At 64.6% G+C, this 23,309-nt stretch carries 20 protein-coding genes; 12 read left to right on the top strand and 8 right to left on the bottom strand.

Annotation, left to right across the window (positions count from 1 at the left end):
- Positions 1-88: 88 nt before the first annotated feature.
- The 3 genes from JG747_RS14525 (at position 89) to JG747_RS14515 (ending at position 4,516) form a co-directional block, all read left to right on the top strand.
- The gene (locus tag JG747_RS14525) at positions 89-1,312 is read left to right on the top strand and encodes an MFS transporter (RefSeq protein ID WP_064985945.1); all 1,224 of its coding nucleotides are present in this window, start codon (positions 89-91) and stop codon (positions 1,310-1,312) included.
- Positions 1,313-1,394: 82 nt separating this feature from the next.
- Entirely contained in the window at positions 1,395-2,087 is a 693-nt protein-coding gene (locus JG747_RS14520; protein ID WP_202362049.1) for a DUF2270 domain-containing protein, read from the top strand.
- Between the two features lie 215 nt (positions 2,088-2,302).
- Positions 2,303-4,516, top strand: a complete 2,214-nt coding sequence (locus JG747_RS14515; RefSeq protein WP_202362288.1) for a cation:proton antiporter domain-containing protein — start codon at positions 2,303-2,305, stop codon at positions 4,514-4,516.
- Between the two features lie 23 nt (positions 4,517-4,539).
- On the opposite strand, the gene JG747_RS14510 is transcribed toward JG747_RS14515, so the two are convergent.
- Entirely contained in the window at positions 4,540-4,719 is a 180-nt protein-coding gene (locus JG747_RS14510) for a hypothetical protein (protein WP_202362401.1), read from the bottom strand.
- Positions 4,720-5,082: 363 nt separating this feature from the next.
- On the opposite strand from JG747_RS14510, the gene JG747_RS14505 reads away from it, so the two are divergent.
- Together JG747_RS14505 and JG747_RS14500 are read left to right on the top strand one after the other, a co-directional pair.
- Positions 5,083-7,347 (top strand): PAS domain S-box protein, encoded by a 2,265-nt coding sequence (locus JG747_RS14505; RefSeq protein WP_202362048.1) that lies wholly within the window; start codon positions 5,083-5,085, stop codon positions 7,345-7,347.
- Positions 7,348-7,363: 16 nt separating this feature from the next.
- A complete protein-coding gene (locus tag JG747_RS14500; protein ID WP_069092742.1) occupies positions 7,364-7,732 on the top strand; it encodes a response regulator in 369 nt (122 codons plus the stop codon).
- A 67-nt stretch (positions 7,733-7,799) separates the two neighbouring features.
- On the opposite strand, the gene JG747_RS14495 is transcribed toward JG747_RS14500, so the two are convergent.
- Positions 7,800-8,213 carry a DOPA 4,5-dioxygenase family protein gene (locus JG747_RS14495; RefSeq protein ID WP_069092743.1) on the bottom strand — a complete coding sequence of 138 codons (414 nt, stop codon included), beginning with the start codon at positions 8,211-8,213 and terminating at the stop codon, positions 7,800-7,802.
- Positions 8,214-8,660: 447 nt separating this feature from the next.
- Here JG747_RS14495 and JG747_RS14490 point away from each other — a divergent pair, with 447 nt between their 5' ends.
- Positions 8,661-10,529, top strand: a complete 1,869-nt coding sequence (locus JG747_RS14490; RefSeq protein WP_244748399.1) for a putative bifunctional diguanylate cyclase/phosphodiesterase — start codon at positions 8,661-8,663, stop codon at positions 10,527-10,529.
- A 91-nt stretch (positions 10,530-10,620) separates the two neighbouring features.
- Positions 10,621-11,577, top strand: coding sequence for an ornithine cyclodeaminase family protein (locus JG747_RS14485; RefSeq protein ID WP_202362046.1), 957 nt, complete (start codon positions 10,621-10,623; stop codon positions 11,575-11,577).
- Between the two features lie 9 nt (positions 11,578-11,586).
- On the opposite strand, the gene greA is transcribed toward JG747_RS14485, so the two are convergent.
- Complete coding sequence (greA, locus tag JG747_RS14480) at positions 11,587-12,072, bottom strand: transcription elongation factor GreA (RefSeq protein WP_202362045.1); 486 nt, start codon at positions 12,070-12,072, stop codon at positions 11,587-11,589.
- A 554-nt stretch (positions 12,073-12,626) separates the two neighbouring features.
- Here greA and JG747_RS14475 point away from each other — a divergent pair.
- Positions 12,627-13,421, top strand: coding sequence for a GNAT family N-acetyltransferase (locus JG747_RS14475; RefSeq protein WP_038644648.1), 795 nt, complete (start codon positions 12,627-12,629; stop codon positions 13,419-13,421).
- Between the two features lie 151 nt (positions 13,422-13,572).
- Here the strand turns inward: JG747_RS14475 and JG747_RS14470 are convergent, their stop codons facing one another.
- The 4 genes from JG747_RS14470 to JG747_RS14455 form a co-directional block, all read right to left on the bottom strand.
- A complete protein-coding gene (locus JG747_RS14470) occupies positions 13,573-13,818 on the bottom strand; it encodes a MoaD/ThiS family protein (protein WP_019859698.1) in 246 nt (81 codons plus the stop codon).
- Between the two features lie 70 nt (positions 13,819-13,888).
- Positions 13,889-16,153, bottom strand: a complete 2,265-nt coding sequence (locus tag JG747_RS14465; RefSeq protein WP_202362044.1) for a xanthine dehydrogenase family protein molybdopterin-binding subunit — start codon at positions 16,151-16,153, stop codon at positions 13,889-13,891.
- Between the two features lie 2 nt (positions 16,154-16,155).
- The gene (locus JG747_RS14460) at positions 16,156-16,632 is read right to left on the bottom strand and encodes a (2Fe-2S)-binding protein (protein WP_010910805.1); all 477 of its coding nucleotides are present in this window, start codon (positions 16,630-16,632) and stop codon (positions 16,156-16,158) included.
- Entirely contained in the window at positions 16,632-17,492 is an 861-nt protein-coding gene (locus JG747_RS14455; RefSeq protein WP_202362043.1) for an FAD binding domain-containing protein, read from the bottom strand. Before JG747_RS14455 ends, JG747_RS14460 begins: the two co-directional genes overlap by 1 nt.
- Before the next feature lie 247 nt (positions 17,493-17,739).
- Here JG747_RS14455 and JG747_RS14450 point away from each other — a divergent pair, with 247 nt between their 5' ends.
- The 3 genes from JG747_RS14450 to JG747_RS14440 all read left to right on the top strand — a co-directional run bounded on the left by JG747_RS14450 (position 17,740) and on the right by JG747_RS14440 (position 19,959).
- Positions 17,740-18,183, top strand: a complete 444-nt coding sequence (locus JG747_RS14450; RefSeq protein WP_038648550.1) for an SRPBCC family protein — start codon at positions 17,740-17,742, stop codon at positions 18,181-18,183.
- A 123-nt stretch (positions 18,184-18,306) separates the two neighbouring features.
- On the top strand, positions 18,307-18,762 hold the full coding sequence (locus JG747_RS14445) for a hypothetical protein (protein WP_202362042.1): 456 nt from the start codon (positions 18,307-18,309) through the stop codon (positions 18,760-18,762).
- A gap of 48 nt (positions 18,763-18,810) precedes the next feature.
- Complete coding sequence (locus JG747_RS14440) at positions 18,811-19,959, top strand: amidohydrolase (RefSeq protein WP_202362041.1); 1,149 nt, start codon at positions 18,811-18,813, stop codon at positions 19,957-19,959.
- A 15-nt stretch (positions 19,960-19,974) separates the two neighbouring features.
- Here the strand turns inward: JG747_RS14440 and JG747_RS14435 are convergent, their stop codons facing one another.
- Complete coding sequence (locus JG747_RS14435; RefSeq protein WP_202362040.1) at positions 19,975-21,975, bottom strand: putative bifunctional diguanylate cyclase/phosphodiesterase; 2,001 nt, start codon at positions 21,973-21,975, stop codon at positions 19,975-19,977.
- Between the two features lie 282 nt (positions 21,976-22,257).
- On the opposite strand from JG747_RS14435, the gene JG747_RS14430 reads away from it, so the two are divergent.
- Complete coding sequence (locus tag JG747_RS14430) at positions 22,258-23,292, top strand: class I SAM-dependent methyltransferase (protein WP_019859708.1); 1,035 nt, start codon at positions 22,258-22,260, stop codon at positions 23,290-23,292.
- Positions 23,293-23,309: the final 17 nt, after the last annotated feature.

The following is a 23,309-nucleotide window of genomic DNA, read 5'->3' as shown; positions in this document are numbered from 1 at the left end:
GCATAATCATTATCGAATTGATTGAATTGTAGCATGATATTGCTTCGGCATAAAGTCCTCCCACAATATGCAACTTCCTGAGGACTCCATGCCTGATACCAATGATGGCCAGCTGTGCGAGCGGCTGCCCGCCGGCACCATCACCGGCCCGCAGACGCTGCTCTTCGCCGCCTCCACCGGCATCATCGTCACCAATCTGTTCGCGCCGCAGACGCTGGTCGGGCTGATCGGCCGGTCGCTCGGCGCCAGCGCCGCCAGCGTCGGCCTTGTCGCCATGGCCACGCTGCTCGGCTATGCCGCCGGCCTGTTCTTCCTGGTGCCGATGGCAGACCTTACCGAAAATCGCGCCCTGATCCTGCGCATGCTGGCCGCGGCCGCCCTTGCGGCGGGCGTCGCTGCCTTCGCGCCCACCATCGCCTCGCTGCTGATCGTCCTGTTCATCCTCGGCGCTGCCTGCTCGGCGATCCAGATCCTTGTGCCGATCGCCGCCTCGATGGCGCCGCCCGGCGAGGCCGGCCGGGTCATCGGCGATGTGATGAGCGGGCTGATGATCGGCATCCTGCTGGCGCGGCCGCTGGCCAGCCTCGTCGCCGACGCGTGGGGTTGGCGCGCCTTCTACGGCCTCAGTGCTACCGCGCTCGTCCTGCTCGCCGGCGTGCTCGCCTTCACCTTGCCGCAGCGGCGACCGGAGGCGAAATCGACCTATGGCGCGCTGATCGCCTCACTGTTCGGGCTGCTGCGCGACGAGCCGGTGCTGCGGCGGCGCGCACTGACCGCGGCGCTGGTGATGGCGGCGTTCAGCCTGTTCTGGACGGCGGTCGCCTTGCGCCTCGCACAGCCGCCCTTCGGCCTTGGCCAGCGCGGCATTGCCCTCTTCGCGCTCGTCGGCGCCGGCGGCGCCGTGGTCACGCCTTTGTTCGGCCGCGCCGGCGACCATGGCTGGACGCGATCCGCCACCATCGTCTGTCACCTCGTGCTGATCGGCGCGATGGCACTCGCCGCCTGGGCCGGCGCCTCTCAGTCCGAAGCGTCATGGCAATTGCTGGCGCTGATGGGCATCAGCGCCGTGCTGCTTGACATCGGCGTCACCGGCGACCAGACGCTCGGCCGCCGTGCCGTCAATCTGCTTCAGCCCGAGGCACGTGGCCGGCTCAACGGCCTGTTCGTCGGCATCTTCTTCATCGGCGGCGCCATCGGCTCCTTGCTGGCCGGAGTTGCCTGGACTTGGGGCGGCTGGACTTGCGTGTGCGCCATCAGCGCAGTCTTTGGCGCCGCCGCCCTGCTGGTCGACTGGATCGGCGGGCCGGAATGACCGGGCGTTCTTACAATCACGCCAGGTGACCCAGGGGAACAATGTTGCCGGCAAACTGTTTTAGTCCTTGCCGGAGGATGCCATGAACGATGCGTCGGCGACGCCCGCGGGTCCCGTCCTTTCATCGACGGAGCGCGTGAACACGCTGTCGCATTTCCATCGCGCCGAAATCGCGCGCATGGCGGGCTGGCGCGATCGGCTCGACAGGACCACGAACTGGGCGATCACCGTGGTGGCAGCGATGCTCTCGGTCTCACTGTCGACGGCCAGCGCCCATCATGGCGTCTTGTTGTTCGCCATGCTGCTGATCCTGCTGCTTTTGTGGATCGAGGCGCGCCGCTACCGTTTCTTCGACTTCTACCGCGCCCGCGTGCGCCAGTTCGAGCGCCACTATTTCGCGCAGATCTTCTCCCCGCAACCCGACTTCGCCTCGGATTGGCTGCTTATCGTCGGCGAAGGCCTGCGCGCGCCGAAATTCCTGCTGTCGCAACGCGCCGCCTTGGCGCGGCGCCTGCGCCGCAATTACATCTACCTCTTCCTGATCCTGCTCTTGGCATGGGTGCTGAAAATATCGACGCCAAGCCTTCAGGTCGGGGGTGCCGGAACCGGCTTCGTCGGCTCGCTCCGCTATGCCGTCGACAGCGCCGCCCTTGGCCCCATTCCTGGCGTGGTGATCGTGGTCGGCGTGGCTGCATTCTATGCCTGGCTGTTCGCCATCGTCCTTTTCGCGTCCGGCGGCGACGGCGAGCTCGCCTTCGGTGATGTCCACGTCTGACCTCGATAACTTCCAAATGCGGCAACGGGCGGCTGCAACGCAAAGGCCGACCATGCGTTGTCATGGTCAGTCCGCCGCGACGCTTGAGGGAACCCATGAACCGGCAACCGGCAACGACGTCAGGCCGTCTCGCGGCCACCCTCGTGCTGGCTACCCTTGCCCTGGCATCGGCAAGCCGCGCTTTCGCCGCCCAGCCGCCCGGACATGCCTCGGGCATGGGCGGCTCGGCCGAGGGCCTGTTCGTCGCGGAGATCGTGCTTCTCCTGCTGGTCGGCCGCGGCCTCGGCGAAATCTTCCAGCGCTACGGCCAGCCGGCGATCATGGGTCAGCTGATCGGCGGCATTCTGCTCGGCCCCTCGCTGTTCGGCTGGATATGGCCCGACGCCCAGCACCTGATCTTCTCCAGCGATCCGGCGCAGAAGGGCATGATCGATGCGGTGTCCCAGCTCGGCATCCTGCTGCTGCTCCTGCTGACCGGCATGGAGACGGATCTGCGCCTGGTGCGCCGCGTCGGGGCGGCCTGTTTTTCGATCTCGATCACCGGCGTCGTCGTGCCTTTCGCCTTCGGCTTCGCGCTGGCGCATTTCCTGCCGGACTCGTTGCTGCCCGACCCGCGGCAGCGCGTCGTCGCGGGACTGTTCCTCGGCACGGCCCTGTCGATCTCCTCGGTCAAGATCGTCGCCATGGTGGTGCGCGAGATGAACTTCATGCGCCGCAATCTCGGCCAGGTCATCATCTCCTCGGCCATCATCGAGGACACGATCGGCTGGCTGGTCATCGCGATCACCTTCGGCATAGCCACCCATGGCAGCCTGCAGGTCGTGCCGCTCATCACCACCGTGGTCTCGGTGGCGCTGTTCATGGTGTTCTCCTTCACCGTCGGCCGCCGGCTTGTCTTCACGCTGATCCGCTGGAGCAACGACTCTTTCCGCAGCGAATATGCCGTCATCACGGTCATCCTCATCATCATGGGCGTGATGGCGCTGATCACCAACCTGATCGGCGTCCACACGGTGCTCGGCGCCTTCGTCGCCGGCATACTGGTCGGGGAATCGCCGATCCTGTCCGACCACATCGAGAGCCAGCTGCGCGGCGTCATCACCGCGCTGTTCATGCCGGTGTTTTTCGGCATGGCCGGCCTGTCCGCCGACCTCACCGTGCTCACCGATCCGACGCTGGCATTGCTGACGGTGGCACTGGTCGCCATCGCCAGCATCGGCAAGTTCGGCGGCGCCTTCCTCGGCGGCCGGCTGGCCGGCATGTCGCTGAAGGAAGCCACCGCCGTCGGCAGCGCCATGAACGCCCGCGGCTCGACCGAGGTTATCGTCGCCAGCATCGGCCTGTCGATGAACATCCTGTCCCACAATCTGTTCACGATGATCGTCACCATGGCCGTCATCACCACGCTCGCCATGCCGCCCATGCTGCGCTGGGCGCTCGGCCGCCTGCCGGTCGGCCATGCCGAGAAGCAGCGCGTCGAGCGCGAACTGCTCGACGAGCGCGGCTTCGTCTCCAGGCTGGAGCGCTTGCTGCTGCTGGTCGACGACAGCCCGGTCGGCAAGTTCACCGCCTATCTCGCAGGCCTGGTCGGCGGCGGCAGCGGCATGCCGACCACACTGCTTCATCTTCAGGACGGCGAGCTCGCCGGGCAGGTCGGCGACAAGGGTTCGGAGCGGGCGTCGAGGGAGGTCAAGAAAGGCGCGGCCAGGAGTGCGAGGGCCGTCAGCAAGGCCGAGGACACGCTTGTCGACAAGGTCCATCTCACCGCCCGCACCGAGCTTCAAGCCAGCGCCGAGACAATCGCCGCGGAAGCCCGCAAGGGCTATGGGCTTCTGCTGGTCGGACTGGAGAACACGCTGACCGACAAAGGCACCTTCAGCGGCGCGCTGAAGGACATCAGCAGTGGTTTCGACGGCCCGCTCTGCCTAGTGCTGAACGGCGCCAAGGCCAATGGAAAGATGCCGGCGCTGCGCGCCGGAACGACGATACTGGTCCCCGTCAACGGCACCGAAGTCGCGCGCCGCGCCGCCGATTTCGCGCTGGCGCTGGCGCGGCCGCACCGGGCCCGCGTCAAGGTGCTCTATGTCTCGCAAGCCAGGCAAGGCAGCGGGCCGGGCACGGTCTCGCACCGGCGGGAGGAAGCCGTGCTCAAGGATGTCGCCGATCTCGCGGACCGCTACGGCGTCGCCGTCGACACCGCGATCCGCACGCGAGCCACGGCGGACAGGGCGATCGCCAGGGAGGTGGCCAAAGGGGCCGCGATGGTGGTCATGGGTGTCACCCAACGGCCGGGCGAAGAGCTGTTCTTCGGCGACACGGCGACAGCCGTGCTCGCCGCGGTCGCCTGCCCGGTCGTGCTGCTGGCCAGCGAACGCGTCAAGCGGGCCGATGCCAATGCCGAGGACGCGGCAGCCGAAATCAGTGGCTGATATTTCGGCCGAGCGATCGGAACCTACAGGCCGAAGAACTGTCGCCCGATCATGTATCCCAGCGCCGCCGCGACGAGCGGAAACAGCGCTGGGGCCACCTTGCCGAAGAAGGAAACCTTCATGTCCTTGGGCGGCACATAACGTGCGTTGCCGAGATTCTTGGTCATTGCGTACCCCGCGTCAAACCAATCAGTTTCGCGCATGCCGTTATCCCAAACCGCTACGCGGTCCCGGCCGGCATGCATTAGCAAACGCTTATTGACAGCATGGCCAAATTAACGGGTTGCAAAGAAATTCGGTAGAATCGCCGACCATTGCGCGGCGAGGCCCTGTATTCCAAGGAAATTTCCGCGCGTCGGGAACCGATCGGCCCCGTCCCGGGTTCTGCAGGTCGGGGCATGCATGGTCACAATCTCATCGAACGCGAGACAGTTCGGCGGCGCGCCGGTGGCGCGAAGTCACGTGGGTGGGACGACCGATGGCGGGCAATCGTTGACGGCGACGCCCGAAATCCTAGCGACGACCCGACTGAACCCGAATAAACGCCGACCGATCCACGAGACGCCATGCCAGCGACCAGTACACACGCGATAGGAGATCGTCGTCATGCCTTCCTCGCCGGCGGCGGAGAGCTCGGCCGGCTGATCGCGGCTTTCGACTGGGCTCAGACCTCGATCGGACCGATCGAGGTCTGGCCGCAGAGCCTGAAGACGGCGGTCTCGCTGATCCTGCGCTCCAGGGTGCCGATCGTCATGCTGTGGGGTGAGGATGGCGTCATGATCTACAATGACGGCTATTCGGAATTCGCCGGCGGCCGCCATCCGCAATTGCTCGGCTCGAAAGTGCGCGAAGGCTGGCCCGAAGTCGCCGACTTCAACGACAACATCATGAAGGTGTGCCTGGGCGGCGACACGCTGGCCTATCGCGAGCAGGTGCTGACGCTCAACCGCACCGGCAGGCCCGAACAGGTCTGGCTCGATCTCGACTATTCGCCGGTGCTCGACGAAAGCGGCGAACCGGCCGGCGTCGTTGCCATCGTCATCGAGACCACCGCCAAGGTTGCCGCCGACCGCTGGCGCGCCGGAGAGCGCGACCGCCAGCGCCAGATGTTCGAACAGGCGCCGGGCTTCATGGCCATGCTGTCCGGCCCGCAGCATGTCGTCGAACTGACCAATGCCGCCTATATGCAGCTCGTCGGCCACCGCGACATCATCGGCCTGCCGATCCGCCAGGCCTTGCCCGAGGTCGAAGGCCAAGGCTTCTTCGAACTGCTCGACCAGGTTTTCAACTCCGGCGAGGCATTCGTCGGCCACGCGCTGAGGGCCGAGTTGCAGCGCACGCCGGGTGCGGCGATCGAAGACCGCTTCATCGACCTCGTCTATCAGCCGGTGCGCAATCCCGCTGGCGAGGTTTTCGGCATCTTCGTGCAAGGTGTCGACGTCACCGACCGGCTGCTTGCCGAACAGGCGCTGCGCCAGAGCGAGACCCAGTTCCGTACCTTCGCCGAGGCGATGCCCAATCACGTCTGGACGGCGACGCCGGAGGGGCTGCTCGACTGGTTCAACCCGCGCGTCTACGATTATTCCGGTGCAACACCGGGCGAGCTCGACGGTCATGACTGGGCCGACATCGTGCACCCCGACGACATCGTCGCGGCCGGGGAAAAGTGGCAGCACGTGCTGGCCGCCGGCACCTTCTACGAAACCGAGTTCCGGCTGCGTCGGCATGACGGCATCTATCGCTGGTTCATTGCCCGCGCCGTCCCGATCCGCGATGCCGACGGCGCCATACTGCGCTGGATCGGCACCAACACCGATATCGACGACCAGAAGCAGGCGGCCCAGGCCCTGCTGCAGAGCGAGCGCCGCTTGCAGCTGTCGCAGAATGCCGCCGGCATCGCGGCCCTCGAACTCGACATTGCCAGCGGAACCGTGGTCGGCTCCGAGGGCTTCTGGGGTCTCTGGGGACTGTCGCCGCGCGACAGCGTGCACATCTCGGTGCTGGAAGACATCGTCATTCCGGAGGACAAGGATGTCCGCTCCAACCCGCGTACGCGAGAAGAAGGCACCGCCGTGCCCGCCGTGGAATACCGCATCCGGCGTCCCGACACGGGCGAATTGCGCTGGCTGTCGCGCCACATCGATTTCGTCCATGACGAGACCGGCAAGCCGGTCAAGATGTTCGGCGTCATGCAGGACGTCACCGACCGGCGCGAGGCGCAGGCGCGGCAGGAGCTGCTGACCCACGAGCTCGAACATCGCATCAAGAACATACTGGCGATGGTCGCGGCCATCGCCTCGCAGACGCTGCGCAACACCGATATCGCCACCGCGAGCGCGACCTTCAACGAGCGTTTGCGCGCACTGGCCAACGCCCATGACATACTGAACAAGACCCGCTGGACCAGCGCCTCGATCCGCGAAGTGGTCGACAACACCATCGCCACCTTCCCGCTCGAACAGATCTCGATTTCCGGCCCGGCCCTGCCGATCAACCCGAAGATGGCGCTGACGCTGGCGCTCGCCGTCAACGAGCTGGCCACCAACGCGCTGAAATATGGCGCGCTGTCGACCCCGCAAGGCAAGGTGGTCATCGAATGGTCGCTGCGACCGTCGCACGAGAGTTCGGGCGGCATCAGGCTGATCTGGCGCTGGCGCGAAAGCGGCGGGCCGCCGGTGACGCCGCCGAGCCGGCGCGGTTTCGGCCGGTTCCTGATCGAGCGCGTCTTCGGCACCGACTTCGGCGGATCGGTCAAGATCGACTACCACCCCGACGGCGTCGAATGCGTGCTGAACGCACCGGCACCCCAATTGCCGACAGCACCGTACTGACTACATAAGGCATGCTATGACCATTCAGACGCCTGTCACCGTCCTCGTCGTCGAAGACGAAGCCTTTCTGCTGTTCGCCATCGCCGACGAGCTGCGCGAGGCGGGGTTTGGCGTGCTGGAGGCGAGCAATGCCGACCAGGCGATCCAAATACTGGAAAGCCGTCAGGACATCGCCATCCTGTTCACCGACATCGACATGCCCGGCTCCATGGACGGCCTGCGCTTGTCCGCAGCGGTGCGCGACCGCTGGCCGCCGGTCAAGATCATCATCACCTCAGGCAAGCAACAGCCGACCCGGGACGCCATGCCGACCGGCGGCGTCTTCCTGCCCAAGCCGTACGCGCCGCAAGCCGTGGCGGCCACCATCCAGGGGCTGCTCGGTTAGGCACGGTACCTTACTTGTCGGCTTTTTGCGAACGCCCGATCCCGTGCGACGGATAGCTGGCCAGGCCCTACGCCGGCAGCGTCGGCTCGGTGTTCGGCTCCAGCGCCTCTTCCGCCTCATGCTCATCCGGAAGCACCTCGCCATGCACCCCCAGCGGCCGGCCGATCCAGACCGGATCGACCAGATGGTCGCGCTTGGGGTTCTGCGTATTCGGGTGGATGAGGATGCTCAGGCCGCCATGGTTCAGCATCAGCCACGGAACCAGCGCGCCGAAAATCTCGTTGGCGAAGGAGACCTGGTACATGGCCTGGTCATGCGGGCCGACTTTCCCCTCGTGCCAATTGCCCAGGCGCACGCGGAAACGCTCGCCGATGCGCAGGCGCAGCCATTCGGCATGTTGCCGCTCGGCCGGCCCGTCGAAATAGATATGGGCGTGATAGCTGGCGATCTCGGCAAGCGGTCTTGGACTGTCTTGGGTCATCTCGATACCCTCCCTCGCAGCGTGGCTGCGTTGCGCCATTCAGCCCAAGAACAAGGGTTTAAGCAAGGTCCGCTGCCCGGGGTCGTCTGCACGGCCGGGAACATGGCTCTCGATAGCCGCTCGAGCGCAGGGACCGCGAGGTCGGCGCGCTGGAAGGCCTGATCCACCACCAGCCGGTGCCGGAAAACGACCGCATGACCCAGCGCTACCGAGGGGGGCATTGCGAACCTCGGCCGCGGAACGGCGTCTGCCTTTATTTGCAAGGCAAGCCGTAAACCGCTGAAATCCTTAACACGATTTTCATTCCGCTGTCCTAACCACGATGCCATGGCAAGGCATTTCCAGCGCTTGTTTGCTGGCCCCCCTCCCAAGGGGCAGAGCGAAGCCGTGGCAACGGGGATCCTCCGCGATCAGTTCGCTGATCTGAGGAAAGGGATCTTCATTTCCATGCCTGTGGGCACGGTGCTGTCGGCGCTGGTCCTGGTCGTGCAGTTGCTTTCGCATGGCGGTCTTGACGCGGTCCTGTGGTTCGCGACGGTCAGCATCATCAACGGCGCGCGCCTGGTGCTTGCCGTCTTCCGGCCGAACATTTCCGACGGAGACCCTAGGCGGGTCGGCGCCTGGCTGTCCCTCTACGGCGCATTGGCCCTGCTGTCGGGAATAGCCTGGTCTTTCCTGGCCTTGCTGGCGGACGGATACACCACGGCCCAGGCGCCGCTCTATCTGATCGTGCTCTCGGGGCTGTCGGCGGGCGCGGTCACCTACTCGGCCTCATACGCGCCGGCGCCGATCAATTTCATGACAATGCCGCTTCTGGTCGCCGCCGGATGCGTGGCGGCCAAGGGCGGCATCGAGAATTATGTCCTGGCTTTCACCATCGTGCTTTTCCTCTGCGGAATGGTCAGGAGCGCGCTGATCGGGCAGGCCAGCTTCCGCGAGGCCAGCCGCCTCAAATACGAGGCGACGGAATTAGCCGCCGAGATGGACCGCAATTCCAGGCGCGACCCGCTGACGAACTTGCTCAACCGGTACGGGCTCGAGCAGGCGATCCGTGAGCTCGGGCCTTCCGACGGCCCGTTCGTGACCATGCTGATCGACCTCGACGGCTTCAAATCCGTCAACGACACCTACGGCCACAACATCGGCGACGATCTGCTGGTCAAGGTCGCGCGCAGGATCGAGGACCATGCGCCGCAAGGCGCGACGATCGCGCGCATAGGCGGCGACGAGTTCGTGCTCTTGTTCCCCGCCGCGACATCCTGGCAAGCGGCCGGCGCGCTCGCCTCAGCCCTCATCGCGGCCATCGCGCAACCGGATCCGCAGTTGAACTCCGTGCGCGTCGGCGCCTCGATCGGCATCTACATCTCGGAAAAACCGCGGCTGACGGAAATGCTGCTGCGGGCCGATTTCGCGCTCTATGCCGCCAAGCGCAAGGGCAGGAACGAATACTGTCTCTTCGATGCCGGGCTCGACCAGGCGCTGGAGCGCAAGCACTGCATCGAGCGCGACCTGCGCGGCGCCGCCGAGGCCGGCGCGCTCAGCTCATGGTTCCAGCCGCTGGTGCGCCTGGACACCAACGCCGTGGTCGGCTTCGAGGCGCTGCTGCGCTGGCAGCACCCGCTCCATGGCGCGATCGCGCCGCCCGAGATCGTCAACGCGGCGCGCGAGACCGGCCTGCTTCCGCTGCTGACGGAAACGGTGTTCCGCAATTGCTGCGCCATGATCGAGGCCCTGGTGAAGAACGGCCGCGGCGATGTGCGGGTCGCCATGAACCTGTCGCCGCGCGAGCTCGAGGCCGGCAATGTCGACGACATGATCCTGGACATGCTGAGGGCGAGGAACCTGCCCGCGGCGATGCTCGAGATCGAGATCACCGAGGAAGCGCCGGTCGACCGCGAACGGGTCGACGAAAAGATCGGCCGCCTCGCCGACGCCGGCATCTCGATCGTGCTCGATGATTTCGGCACCGGCTTTTCGACACTGGTGGCGCTGAAGGACAGCCGCATCAGCAAGATCAAGATCGACAAGCATTTCGTGCGCGACCTGGCCAAGTCCGTCGAGGACCAGGCGCTGGTCAAGACGGTCATCGATCTCGGCCGAACGCTGGGCATAGAGGTCATGGCCGAGGGGGTCGAGACGGACGCCGACCGCCTGATCCTGCGCTCGCTCGACTGCATGGTCGCGCAAGGCTTTCTCTTCTCGCCCGCCCTCCCCGCGCCCGAGGCGCTTGCCTACGAGGCAGCCCATTCCAGCCAGACGCTGGCGGCGGAAGCGCTGTTCGACCCCGCCGCAAGACGCCTGAGCGGCGCGGCCTGACCTCGCGTGCCGCAACACCGCTCGCGGCGCGAGGCTTTCGACCCCGCGCGCATCGTGTAGTCTGATGGTTTTCCTGGGGAAACATGACACGATGAACACTGCCGAAACCCTGCCCTATCTGTCATCGGCGGTTCTCGATCGCCTGGCGATCTCCACGCCAGAAATCGTCGACGAGATCGAACGCCAGATCGTCGGCCAGAGACGAGGCGAGGTCTGGTGTGCGCCGAAGGCGGCCGTATGGCCGGGCGACGACCGCTACTTCATGGCCACGCTGGGCGTCGCCACCGTGCCGCCGGTTCTGGCCACCAAGTCGCTGGTGGTGAACCCGCGCAACGCCGCGCGCGGACTGGCCACGATCAATTCGCTGATCACCCTGCTCGACGCCGAGACGGGCCTGCCGCTGGCCCTGGTCGACGGCAATTGGGTGACGGCCAAGCGCACGGCGGGCCTCAGCGCCGTCGCCGCCCGGCGCATGGCAAGGCCCGATGCGTCGTCCGTCGCCTTCATCGGCTGCGGGGTGCAAGCGCGCGGCCACCTCGAAGCGTTCGCCGACCTCTTTCCGCTGCGCGAAATCCGCGCCTTCGGTCGCGGCAAAAGCAATCGCGACGCGCTTTGCGAGATGGCGCGGTCGCGGGGCTTGAACGCAATCCCCTGCGACACCGCAAGGGCCGCGGTGGAGGGCGCCGACATGGTGGTGTCGACGGTGACGCTGGTGCCCGAACCCGAACCGTTCCTCGACGCCAACTGGCTGAAACCGGGAAGCTTCACCGCCATCACCGACCTGGCACTGCCCTGGCTGCCCGCAACGATGCGTCGCCTCGACCGCATCGTCGTCGACGATCTGGAGCAGGAGAAGCAGATGCCCAAACCCATGGTCGACCCCGCGCTGGTCACCGGCGACCTGACCGGCCTGGTCTGCGGCGATTTTGCGGGGCGGCAGGGCCCAAGCGAGGCCACGGCGTTCGTGTTCCGGGGGATGGCCGTGGGGGATCTGGCGGTGGCGGGGCTGGCGTATCTGCGGGCAAAGGCGGCGGGGGTGGTCTCCTAGGAGGGGAGTCTACGAGGAAATGGACAGGATCTCGAGCTCGCGCTGCCCGAGCTGGACAACATCGCCAACGCTCTTGCCGATCAGCGCGATCGCCACCGGTGAACCATGCGAGATGGAAGCTTGCGCGGGGTTGGCCTCATCCTTACCAACGATGCGGAAGGTCTGGGTGCGGCCATCATCGCGCGCGAAGGTAACGGTGTGCCCGAAGGCGACCACGTCATTGGACGCCGGCGCCGGCATGAGCTGCGCCGTACGGACGCGCTCGGCATAATAGGTGACATCGCGAACCGGAACCGCCGACTGCCGCCGCCTCTCATTGACGTCTTCCAGCACGCTGGCGGCCTCAAGCGCCTGCCGGGCGCGCGCCAATTCACCATGCAGCATCCTGAGACCGGCCTCGGTGACGAGGTTGATCCGATCGGAAATAGGCCGAGCCGGCAGGATGGTTTCCGACGCTGCCTCAGCACTTTCCTCCTTGGCAAAGGCTACGCTCAATTGGTCGCAACTCCGTGTCGAACAGTGTTGGTTGGGGGATAACTCATCGGCGACGATAAAGCTTCAACAATTCGACGGTTGGCTTCGGCGGAATGTCGACACGAGGTCGACGGCAGGTCCGCTCCGCTGCCTTCAACGCCGGGACCGCATGGTTGTCGTCCGGCCAAGCTGCCGGACAGCTTCGCGCCTCAAGTCAGTCATTCGTGCCGCGATTCTATGTTGCCAAAGCCGCCATTCAGTAATCTGGCCGGCGACGAGGGCTGCGCCGTCGCCAACGCTGACAACTCCTGCCGCCTCGACCGCGTCGCCGACTCGTTGATTGCAATTTCGATGCGATCCTAGCTCGTGGACCATAACGTGTCCGATTAGATCGGACACAATACATCGTGATGAAACCGGTGGCCGTGCCAATTACCGAACAGACGGGACGGCTGAGGCGCCGTGGCCATGCGTATGGCTCCGCATGTTTGCGATGGGACGGCTAGCGTTCGTGGCGACGGTTGCTTGGCAAGTTATTTCTCTCTGGGTAGGTTGAACCCTCGGAGGGAACAATCATGACAGGCTATTTCGGCACGCCGATACAGCAGCGCCTGCAGGCCCAGGCGGAGGCGAGTGCTGAGTTCATCAACGTAACAGCCGGTGCCTGCCAGACAGGGCGTACCATGGGCTGCGACGACCCCGAGCGACTGGGCTGGGCACGGATTGCTGAATTTCTCGATCGCGACGGCGTCTGCGGCTTCCGTCTTATCCCATCCAGCAATGCGGACAAGCTACAGTCCCATCTGGAAGCGCAGGGTTTCCGCTTCGATAGATGGGACGTTTTCCTCGCTGATCGCCGTTCCGCTCTCGCAGCTTCGGAGGCAATCCTGTCACATGGTCTACCGGACGAATTTAGGGAGCTTGAGCGGCCGGCCGACCCGCAGGGTAGGGACATGGCTAGAATTCAGACCCTTATGAATGATGCGGGCGTGGTGCCGTTTTCAGGCTCAATGCTGACGGGCGGCGTAGGCCCCGCATCCACTATGACGATTGGTGAAAAGGACGGCACTGTAGTGGCAGCGGCTCACGGCTACCTGCCACACAACTCCTTCAGCCCCTATCACCAATATGCTTGGGGCGGGCTTGTTGCTGTGGCGGAAGCGCAGCGGGGTAAAGGGTTGGGCAGCTATGTCAACGCGCGTATGATTGTCAGCGTATTCCGCGATCTCAACGCGACCCACGTCTACGAGCTTATCTCACCAACGAACTTACCATCCCGTCGGATGGTGGAGGCGTGCGGGCTAAGGCACGAATCTGAGCTTGTCTGCGGCATTGCAACGCCTCGCCAGAGCCCACGTCTGACGCGGTAATTCAACAGTGCTCCAACGTTTGTTGTAGGGCCACAAGCTAAACGGCAGCTTGTCTCCGGGTGCAGTCGGATACCGGACGGCCTGCTTTCGGCCCCTACCAAGACGTTCGACACCTTGACGCGCCAAATGATGGCAGCGAGCCACTGCCCCCTCACCCCCCAGCCAACCTCGGCAGCAGAAAAATCTCCGCCCCCTCCGGCAGCTTCTTCGACCACGTATCCCGATAAATCGTCCCGTCGATCGCAACTGCTATGCCGCGATCGATCCACGGTTCAAACCCGGGATACTGTTCAGCCAGTTTCCTGAACAGTTCCCTGATGTCCTTGGCTTCGACCTCGACCTTGCTCTTGCCGCCGGCGAGCTGGCCGAGCGCGCCCCAAAGGGTGACTTCGACCATTCGCCAGACCTCTATTCCTGATGGAGCATGATGTTATCCGAAAACCGCTTCGCACTTTTCGGCATCATGCTCAGCCTCCCCGTTCCGCCTCGATGGCCGCCAGGATGCGCGGGGGCGACATCGGGATGTGGGTCATGCGCACGCCGGCGGCGTTCGACACCGCGTTGGCGATGGCGGCCAGCGGCGGCACGATCGAGGTTTCACCGACGCCGCGCACGCCATAGGGGTGGTTGGGGTTGGGGATTTCCAGGATCTGCGTGTCGATCATCGGCAGGTCGGAGCACACCGGGATGCGGTAGTCGAGGAAGCCGGCGTTCTGCAGCCTTCCGTCCTTGCCGTAAATATACTCCTCGTTGAGCGCCCAGCCGATGCCTTGCGCGGCACCGCCCTGGTACTGGCCCTCGACATAGGTCGGGTGCACCGCCTTGCCGGCATCCTGCACCACCGTGTAGCGGATCACCCGGGTCGAGCCGGTCTCGGGGTCGACCTCGATGTCGCATATATGGGTGGCGAAGGAGACGCCGGCGCCGTCGGCGACGAGCTCGCTGTGACCGGCGATCGGCCCGCCGGTCTTGCCGGATTCGGCCGCGATCTCCTTCAGCGACAGTTTGCCGAGATTGCCGTGCTTCTCGCCCTTGGCGACCGCGTGGCCCAGTTCCCAGACCACGTCGTCGACGGAAATGTCCCACATCTGCGCGGCACGCTCGCGCAGGATCTTGATCGCGTTGCGGGCGGCCGAGATGGTCGCCATGGAGGACGAGAAGGTGCCGCGGCTGCCGTCGGTCATGTCGTTGTAACCGAGTGAGGACGTGTCGGCGACCACCGCCTTGAGCTGGGCATAGTCGATGCCGAGCTCCTCCGCCGCCACCAGCGACAGCGACGCGCGCGAGCCGCCCACGTCCACCGTGCCGACGGCGAGCGACACCGAGCCGTCCATGCCGATGTTGAGGTCCACGCAGGTCTGGCCGCCGAAATTGAACCAGAAGCCGCAGGCCATGCCCCTGCCCTGGTTCTTCTTGAGCGGCGCCTTCATGTGCGGATGGTGCTTCACCGCTTCCAGCGTCGGGCCGATGCCGATCGGCCCATAGACCGGGCCGTAGGACGAGCGCGTGCCTTCCTGCGCGGCGTTCTTGATGCGGAAGTCGACCGGATCCATGCCAAGCTCCTTGGCGAGCTCGTCGACGGCACTTTCCACCGCGAAGGCCGCCATCGGCGCCGAGGGCGCGCGATAGGCCGCGGTCTTGGGCCGGTTGACCAGCACTTCGTAGCCGACGGTCTTGACGTTATCGAGCTTGTAGCAGGCGAACGCCGTCATGGCGCCGATCTCGGCCCAGGAGCCGGCATAGGGGCCGGCGCTGTAGCGCAGCGTCGCTTCGGCGGCGGTGATGGTGCCGTCCTTGCGGGCGCCGATCTTGACGTCGATCGAGGTGGCGCTGGTCGGACCCGAGGCGCGGAAAACCTCGTCGCGGGTCATGACCAGCTTCACCGGCCGGCCTGCCTTGCGTGACAGGGCAAGCGCCACCGGCTCGGCCCAGACATGGGTCTTGCCGCCGAAGCCGCCGCCGATCTCGGAGGAGGTGACGCGCAGCTTCGAGGCTTCCATGCCGAGCAGCTGGGCGCAATGCTGGCGATAGACGAAATGGCCCTGCGTGCAGACCCAGAGGTCGGCGGTGCCGTCGGACGAAACGCTCGCCACGCAGGCATGCGGCTCGATATAGCCCTGGTGCGTCTGCTCGGTCTTGAAGGAGCGCTCGACGATGAAATCGGCGTGCCCAAAGCCCTGATGGACGTCGCCATGGCCGAACTGGCTGCGCTTGGTGACGTTGGAGGGCTTTACCGGCTTTTCCTCCAGCCCCTCGGTGAAGATCGTGTCGTTGATCAGCGGGGCGTGGTGCTGCATCGCCTCGTCGACATCGGTGACATGCGGCAGGATTTCGTACTCGACCTCGATCAGCTTCAGCGCTTGCCTTGCCGTGCGGGCATCTATCGCCGCGACGGCGGCCACCGCATGGCCGTCATAGAGCGCCTTGGTGCGCGCCATGCAATTGTCGAGGATGTCGTACATGGCGGCATCGCCATCGGTGAGGTCGGGCAGGTCTTTCGCCGTGATCACCGCCTTCACGCCGTTCAGCTTTTCCGCCTTCGAAATGTCGATCTTGAGGATTTTCGCATGCGCATGCGGGCTGCGCAGCACGCGCCCGACCAGCTGGCCGGCCATGTTGAAGTCGGCCCCGTAGCGGGCGCGGCCCGTCACCTTGTCGACGCCGTCGGGGCGGATGGGGCGCGTGCCGACGGATGCGAATTTACGCCCGGAAAAACGCGGATCGAAATTCATCTTCAGGCTCCCTTCATCACAATTGCGGCATCCTGGACGGCGCGCACGATCTTGTCATAGCCGGTGCAGCGGCAGAGGTTCCCGGCGAGACCGAAGCGGATTTCCTCCTCGGTCGGGTCGGGGTTTTTCGCCAAAAGGTCCTTGGCCGCGATCAGGAAGCCCGGCGTGCAGATGCCGCATTGCAGCGCGGCGTGCTCGAGGAATTTCTGCTGCAGCGTATGCAGCTGGTCGCCATGCGCCATGCCTTCGACGGTCTCGATGCGCCGGCCTTCGGCCTCGGCGCCGAGCACCAGGCACGAGCAGACCAGCCGGTCGTCGAGGATGATGCTGCAGGCGCCGCAGTCGCCGGTGCCGCAGCCTTCCTTGGCGCCGGTCAGGCCGAGCCGGTCGCGCAGCACGTCGAGCAGCGTCTCGTCAGGCTGGCAGAGATATTCGATATTGTCGCCGTTGATTGTCGTCGAGACTGCAATGCCAGCCATTATTTGCCTCCTGCACGTGCGTAGGCGGTCGTTGCGGCACGTCTGGCCAGCACACCCGCGACTTTCCGTCTGAATTCGATGGTACCGCGCTTGTCGTCGATGGGGCGGCAGGCGCCGGCGCAGACTTTTGCCAACCGCTCGAGAGCTGCCTCGTCGAGCTTCCTGCCGATAAGCGCCTCGGCGGCCTCGTCGACCAGCAGCACGGTCGGTGCCGCCGCGCCCAGCGCCACGCGGGCGGCTGTGACGACGCCATGCTCGTCGATCGTCAGGTTCACCCCGGCGCTGACCACGGCGATGTCCATCTCGGTGCGCGGAATGAAGCGCAGATAGGCATCGCCCGAGCGCGGCGAGCGCTTGTCGAGCAGGATCGCCTCGATGATCTCGCCCTTGGCGAGCGAGGTCTTGCCCGGCGCGGTCGGCACGGCCTCAACGGCAATGGTGCGCTTGCCCGAGGGTCCGGCAATCACCGCCTTGGCGCCCGCGGCCACCAATGCCGGCACGCTGTCCGCCGCCGGCGAGGCGTTGCACAGATTGCCGGTGATGGTGCAGCGTCCCTGCACCTGCTTGGAGCCGATCAGCTTGGCCGCCTCGACGACGCCCGGCCATGATTTCTTCAGGGCGGCATTCTCGCCCAGCACGGCGCAGGGAACGGCAGCACCGATGCTGAAGCCGTCGGCGGTTTCGCGGATGTCGCTCAAGCCGGCGATCGACTTGATGTCGACGATCAGGTCGGGCTCGACGAAGCCCCCCTTCATCCTCACCAAGAGGTCACTGCCTCCGGCCAGAATGGCTGCCGTGCCAGCCGATCCGGCCAATTGGCCGACGGCATCTTCGATTGAAAGCGGACGTATGTAGCGCATCGTCTCCCCTTGGATATCGCGATTTCAGCGACCGTTATAAACACTCTCCTCATAATGGCTATCGGGTTCGTCGTTTGCGACGATTAGTCCAGCCACCGTAAAATCGAGTCCCAAATCGACCTGTTTTGCCCTACGCCTTCGTGACAGCCCCGTGGCCGGGTTCTCGAAAAATTTGCGAGCCCGTGTCGGATCGGTCAAGCCCCGTTCGTCCTTGGGACATCGAACTGGCATCATGAAAGGACACGATATGCCCGGTACCGTACGTTTGCACCGCGTTCTCACCACCAGCCCGCAAAAGGTCTATCGCGCCTTCGTCGAAGCCGACGCGCTGGCCAAATGGCTTCCGCCGAACGGCTTCACCTGCACGGTCGATCATCTCGAGGCCAAGGTCGGCGGCACGTTCAAGATGTCGTTCCGCAACTTCACCACCGGCGGCAGCCATGCCTTCGGCGGCGAATATCTCGAACTCGTTCCGGGCGAGCGCCTGCGCTACACCGACAGGTTCGACGATCCCAATTTGCCCGGCGAGATCCAGGTGACGGTGATCCTGAAAAAAGTCTCGGTCGGCACCGAGATCGACATCACCCAGGCCGGCATTCCCGACGTCATCCCGGTCGAGGCCTGCTATCTCGGCTGGCAGGAGTCGCTGCGGAACCTGGCAAAGCTGGTCGAGCCGGAGATCAATCAGTAAGGCCAGTCCAGAAACTGCGTAGCGCCGCCGCCGATGACATGCCCATCGGCGGCGGTTGTGCGTTGAGGCCTTGACCGTGCGATCGCGTGCGTGAAATCCTCCCGGCCAAAGGGAGGATTTTTCATGCGACGTCTTCTGCTCGTGCTTCCCGCCCTGCTGCTGGCCACCTCTGCCGAAGCCAGGACCATCTACTACGGCAACAAGGTGGGAATGGAACTCACCATCGTCAAAAGGTCGGGCATCGGCTCCGAGCAGGCCAGCATCCTGGCCAAGCACAACAGGCAGAAGGCCGGCGTCTACTGCCGCGAATATGGCCACGATTTCTCCAAGGAGTGCATTGACGCGGAAATGAAGTCGCCGCTGCACTTCGAAATCACGGCCAACTGCAAGACCGGTAAATTCACCACCTTCTATGGCGCCAACATGCTGTTCCAGGGCCGCAACAAGGGCAGTGAGGTGACCACGGATTACCTGATCACATCGATCGATGACAATGTGGTGCTCGATGGCTCCGGCGCCTCGTCATACGATGTGACGCTGGACCAGTTCAAAGCGCTCTGCCCCAATCGCGTGCGCTAGCGGCGTTTGCGACACTGTGCCGATCGGAACAAACGGAGGCGCAAACGCATGACCCTGACCAACCGGGATATCGTCGAGCTGACCGAATGGCGGCGCAAGCTGCACCGGCAGCCGGAAATCTCCAATGAGGAGGAAAAGACGGCGAAGGAAGTCGTCTCCTTCCTCGCCGACACCGGGCCGGACAAGGTCCTGACCGGCCTCGGCGGGCATGGCGTGGCGGCCGTCTACGACAGCGGCAAGGCCGGGCCGACCGTGCTGTTCCGCTCCGAACTCGACGCACTGCCGATCGAGGAACTTTCCGGCGTGCCGCATGCCTCGCAAGTGCCGGGGAAGTCGCATATGTGCGGCCATGACGGGCACACCGCGATCCTGGCCGCCCTTGGCCGCCAGCTCGGGCGCGAGCGCCCGGCCAGCGGCCGCGTCGTGCTGATGTTCCAGCCGGCGGAAGAGACCGGCAATGGTGCTGCCGGCGTCGTCGCCGATCCGCGCTATGGCGAGATCGCGCCGGATTTCGCCTTCTCGCTGCACAATCTGCCCGGCGTGCCGTTCGGCGAGGTGCGGCTCAAGCCCGGCGTGGTCAACTGCGCCTCGCGCGGCATGCGCATCGTGCTCGAGGGCAAGACCGCGCATTCCTCCATGCCCGAGACCGGCATTTCGCCGATGCCGGCGATCTCGGAACTGATGCCGGCGCTGCCCGCGCTCGGCCGCGCCACCTTCGCCGACGACGATTTTTCCATGGTCACCGTCACCCATGCCGCGATGGGCGAAGCCGTGTTCGGCATCGCGCCCGCACATGCCGAGGTGTGGGCGACGCTGCGCACCCGCCGCGACGAGCGCATGGCGGATCTGTGCGCCGCGGCGCAAGCGCTGGTCACCGAGATCGCGGCCCGCCATAGCCTCTCCGCACGCTGGGATTATCACGAAATCTTCGTCGCCAGCGTCAACGCCCCGGACGCGGTGGAGCACCTGCAACGCGCGCTCGATGAGGAAGGCGTCGTGCACGGGCAGGAAGCCCTGCCGATGCGCGCCTCGGAGGATTTCGGCCTGTTCGGCCATAGCGCGAGATCGGCGATGTTCTTCCTCGGTGCCGGCGAACGGCACCCTTCCCTGCACAATCCCGACTATGATTTTCCCGACGACCTGATCCCGATCGGCTCGAGGATCTTCATGCGCACGGCGCGCAATCTGCTGGGGTGAGTTCGCCCGCCTCTGTTATGCGGACCTGAGGAACGGACGCTTCTGGACGCCCCGCCTTGCCTGGAAGCTCGCGGCAGGAACCGGACGGCCAACGCGAAAACCCTGGATCCTGTCGATGCCGAACTCGCGCATCAGCGCGATCTGCTCGTCGGTTTCCACGCCTTCGACCAGGATCTGGTGGCCGCGATTGCGCACCAGCGCGATGATGTCCTGCAGCATGGCCATGCCTTTCGGAGTGCCGCAATCGTGCAGGAACGAGCGGTCGATCTTCACCGTGTCGAAATCGATCAGACGCAGCCACGAAAGGCCGGCGAAGCCGGTGCCGAAATCGTCGAGCCAGATTTTGATGCCAAGCAGCTTCAGGTCGCTGATGCAGCGCAGGATGTCCGAGTGCATCTCCATCTCGAGACCTTCGGTGATCTCGAAGGCCAGCCTGTTGCCGGTCACGCCCGTCTCGCCCAGAATGGTCGCGACGGACGCGGCGAAGCCAGGCGTCTTGAGCTGGATCGGCGAGACGTTGACACTGACGAGAGGGACGTGATCGTCCGCCAGCAGCTCGGTGCACACCGTCCGTATTGCCCAGCGGCCGAGTTCCAGGATCGCGCCGGTGCGTTCCGCCACGGGAATGAACAGGCTCGGTGGAACCAGGGTTCCGTCCAGCATCTTGAGACGCATCAGCGCCTCCACCGCTTCGACGCGGCCCGACACGACATCCTGGATGGGCTGGTAGACGAGTGAAACGAGGCCCTGGCCGATCGCGATCTTCAGCAGCGCCGCGAGGTTCTCGCTCTCGTCGCTGCTCTGCGGATCGGTCGGGTCGAACAGCCTGGCACAATTGCGGCCGCTGGCCTTTGCCAGATAGAGCGCGCGATCCGCCTCGTGGATGATCTTCTCCAGCTTGGCGCCGGCCTGCGTCCTGGTGAACGCAGCACCCACGCTCGCCGTCACGATCGAAATACCGTCGCGCCGCAACTCATGGGTGATCGCCAGGGTCTCCACCGTGCGGCAAATGGCTTCCGCCAGTTCCGCGACCTGGTCCTTCTTGTCCATGCGGGCGAGCACGATGAATTCCTCGCCGCCATAACGCCCGATCGAGCCATTGTAGTCCCTGATCAGGTCGCTCAGCGCGTTGGCGACATGGATCAGGCAGCGGTCGCCTTCCTGGTGGCCGTAGCAGTCGTTGAACTTCTTGAAGAAGTCGACGTCGATGAGGATGGCCGCGAAGCCGTTGCCAAGCTTCTGCCAGTCGCTCCAGTAATCGCGCAGCTTCTCGTCGATGGCGCGCCGGTTTTCCAGGCCGGTGAGCGGATCCGTCCGCGACAGTCTGAGCAGGGCCTTGCCGCGTTCGGTGGCCTCCTTGTGCTGGATCTTGGCTTCCAGCGCGTTCAGGAAGACGTTGTAGCGCTCTTCATTCAGCTTCCAGTTCACATAGGAGGTGAAGGTGAAGCACGAAACATAGAACGTCCCGAACACCATCTTGTATGACAGCGAGGCGGGCAGGAAATAGTTCACCACGTACAGGATGCACAATATGATCGTCGACGTTATGATCGACACTTTGAAGCTGAACGTGAAAAATAGATTGGCACTCATCATGAAAATGGTGCCGAACACCATGTAGTAGGCAACGGTTTCCTTGTTGGCGCCCAGGGATGCCGGGAACAACCAGCCGACATAGCCGAAGATGATCGCCGCGGCGCAGGTCACGTCGAGCCACTCCGTCGCCACGCCCCGGCGAAGCTGTGCTTCCAGGGTCAGCAGAGCGGCCAATCCGACCGCGAAGCGCGCCGTGATCGTGTAGGCCGCCACGTCAGGTATCAGCAGCAGGTCCGATACCGAAAACAGCACGTAGATGACGACGGCGATCCAGAGCCCAGGCCTGGCGTCTTTCCGTCGCTTCGCCAGGGCTTCGGCGCGGTAAAGGATGCGCAGTTCCGCCGCCCCCAGTTCCTGGCGCGGATCATACGGCTCCACATCAACCGTATCGGCCGATCTGGACGACGCGCGTTCGCTCACAAATCCCAGTGTTGGGGGATTTTGCGCTCCGAACTCTTTTCCAGCTTCTGCCCCCACGCAGGACGACTCCTTGGGACGCGACACGATTGCCACGCGGTAAAATGCGATGGCGCCAGACAAGTTTGCGTTAACTCGAACCCAGAATCTTATCTGCAAGATCGCTAATAAATTGAGATGGTTAGCGGGAAATTAATCATAACAATAAAATGCGTCCGAAGCGCCGTTGGCAAATGGAGCATTCTACGCAATAAGTTAACTGACTGTTAACCAAGGAGTCCTGGTGTGCAAACCGTGTTTGATGGCCAAAGCCTGATTACCGCAGAAATCATCGCCGACAGTCTGCGCCGAGGTAAGCTCGAGCATCATGGCGAAGAGTTCGAAACCGCCCGCGCGGAACTGGCACTGATCCTCCACGCCACACAGCAGCAGATCGAGCAGCAAAAGTATCCCGCCGAGATCGTTCGCCGGCTGTTGTCGATGCTCAGCGGGTTGCGGGCCAAGGTGCATTCGGACGTCTGGCAGGCCTTGATACCGGTGGCGCAGAACCACCCGATCCTGGAGTATTTTCTCCAGGATCCGCTGACGCACTGGTCGTTCACCAAGCCCAGGGGCTATTCCGGCGACGCGCAGCTGCTCGACTACATCTATTGCGACCCGCACGTGGCCGAGAGCGTGGCCAGCGCCTCGGAGATCGGCAAGGCGCTTTACAGCCATACCCAGAACGTTCCGTCATGCGTGGCGGCACGCGAACGGCGTAATCTCCTGACCCGCTATGTCGACGAGACGGCGGCCAAGAACGGACCCGAAACCGAGGTGCTCGCCATCGCCGCAGGCCATCTGCGCGAAGCCAACCGCTCCGTCGCCTTGGCCGAGGGCGGTCTCAAGCGCTGGGTCGCGCTCGACCAGGACCCGCAAAGCGTCGGACTGATCGCACGCGACTTCCAGGGCACCGCGGTCGAGGCCATCGACGGCTCGGTGCGGACCGTGCTGACGCGGGGCCACAAGCTCGGCAAGTTCGATCTCATCTACGCCTCGGGCCTCTACGACTACCTCCAGCACAATGTCGCCGTGAAACTTACCAAGACCTGCCTGCAGATGCTGAAGCCGAACGGCACATTCCTGTTCGCCAACTACGCCGAGGGCACCCCTGACGCCGGCTACCGGGAAACCTTCATGGACTGGGTGCTGCTGCTGCGCTCGGAGGTCGACATGTGGAACATCGTCAACGCCAGCGTCGACCGCAACGCGGTGGAGGCCAAGGTGTTCTTCGGCGAGAACCGCAACGTCCTGTATGCGGTGATTGAGAAGCGCGGGTAAGCAGGCGGCGTGGGCAT

This window comes from Mesorhizobium sp. 131-3-5, from assembly GCF_016756575.1.
Lineage (GTDB): Bacteria > Pseudomonadota > Alphaproteobacteria > Rhizobiales > Rhizobiaceae > Mesorhizobium > Mesorhizobium jarvisii.
Note: the sequence above shows the minus strand (reverse complement) of the source record. Positions and strands in the feature narration are given on the sequence as shown.

Bases quoted from the DNA above. Each gene is read 5' to 3' on its own strand.
- JG747_RS14525 (WP_064985945.1), top strand. From the start codon at position 89: ATGCCTGATACCAATGATGGCCAGCTGTGCGAGCGGCTGCCCGCCGGC.
- JG747_RS14520 (WP_202362049.1), top strand. From the start codon at position 1,395: ATGAACGATGCGTCGGCGACGCCCGCGGGTCCCGTCCTTTCATCGACG.
- JG747_RS14515 (WP_202362288.1), top strand. From the start codon at position 2,303: ATGGGCGGCTCGGCCGAGGGCCTGTTCGTCGCGGAGATCGTGCTTCTC.
- JG747_RS14510 (WP_202362401.1), bottom strand. From the start codon at position 4,719: ATGCGCGAAACTGATTGGTTTGACGCGGGGTACGCAATGACCAAGAAT.
- JG747_RS14505 (WP_202362048.1), top strand. From the start codon at position 5,083: ATGCCAGCGACCAGTACACACGCGATAGGAGATCGTCGTCATGCCTTC.
- JG747_RS14500 (WP_069092742.1), top strand. From the start codon at position 7,364: ATGACCATTCAGACGCCTGTCACCGTCCTCGTCGTCGAAGACGAAGCC.
- JG747_RS14495 (WP_069092743.1), bottom strand. From the start codon at position 8,213: ATGACCCAAGACAGTCCAAGACCGCTTGCCGAGATCGCCAGCTATCAC.
- JG747_RS14490 (WP_244748399.1), top strand. From the start codon at position 8,661: ATGCCTGTGGGCACGGTGCTGTCGGCGCTGGTCCTGGTCGTGCAGTTG.
- JG747_RS14485 (WP_202362046.1), top strand. From the start codon at position 10,621: ATGAACACTGCCGAAACCCTGCCCTATCTGTCATCGGCGGTTCTCGAT.
- JG747_RS14475 (WP_038644648.1), top strand. From the start codon at position 12,627: ATGACAGGCTATTTCGGCACGCCGATACAGCAGCGCCTGCAGGCCCAG.
- JG747_RS14470 (WP_019859698.1), bottom strand. From the start codon at position 13,818: ATGGTCGAAGTCACCCTTTGGGGCGCGCTCGGCCAGCTCGCCGGCGGC.
- JG747_RS14465 (WP_202362044.1), bottom strand. From the start codon at position 16,153: ATGAATTTCGATCCGCGTTTTTCCGGGCGTAAATTCGCATCCGTCGGC.
- JG747_RS14460 (WP_010910805.1), bottom strand. From the start codon at position 16,632: ATGGCTGGCATTGCAGTCTCGACGACAATCAACGGCGACAATATCGAA.
- JG747_RS14455 (WP_202362043.1), bottom strand. From the start codon at position 17,492: ATGCGCTACATACGTCCGCTTTCAATCGAAGATGCCGTCGGCCAATTG.
- JG747_RS14450 (WP_038648550.1), top strand. From the start codon at position 17,740: ATGCCCGGTACCGTACGTTTGCACCGCGTTCTCACCACCAGCCCGCAA.
- JG747_RS14445 (WP_202362042.1), top strand. From the start codon at position 18,307: ATGCGACGTCTTCTGCTCGTGCTTCCCGCCCTGCTGCTGGCCACCTCT.
- JG747_RS14440 (WP_202362041.1), top strand. From the start codon at position 18,811: ATGACCCTGACCAACCGGGATATCGTCGAGCTGACCGAATGGCGGCGC.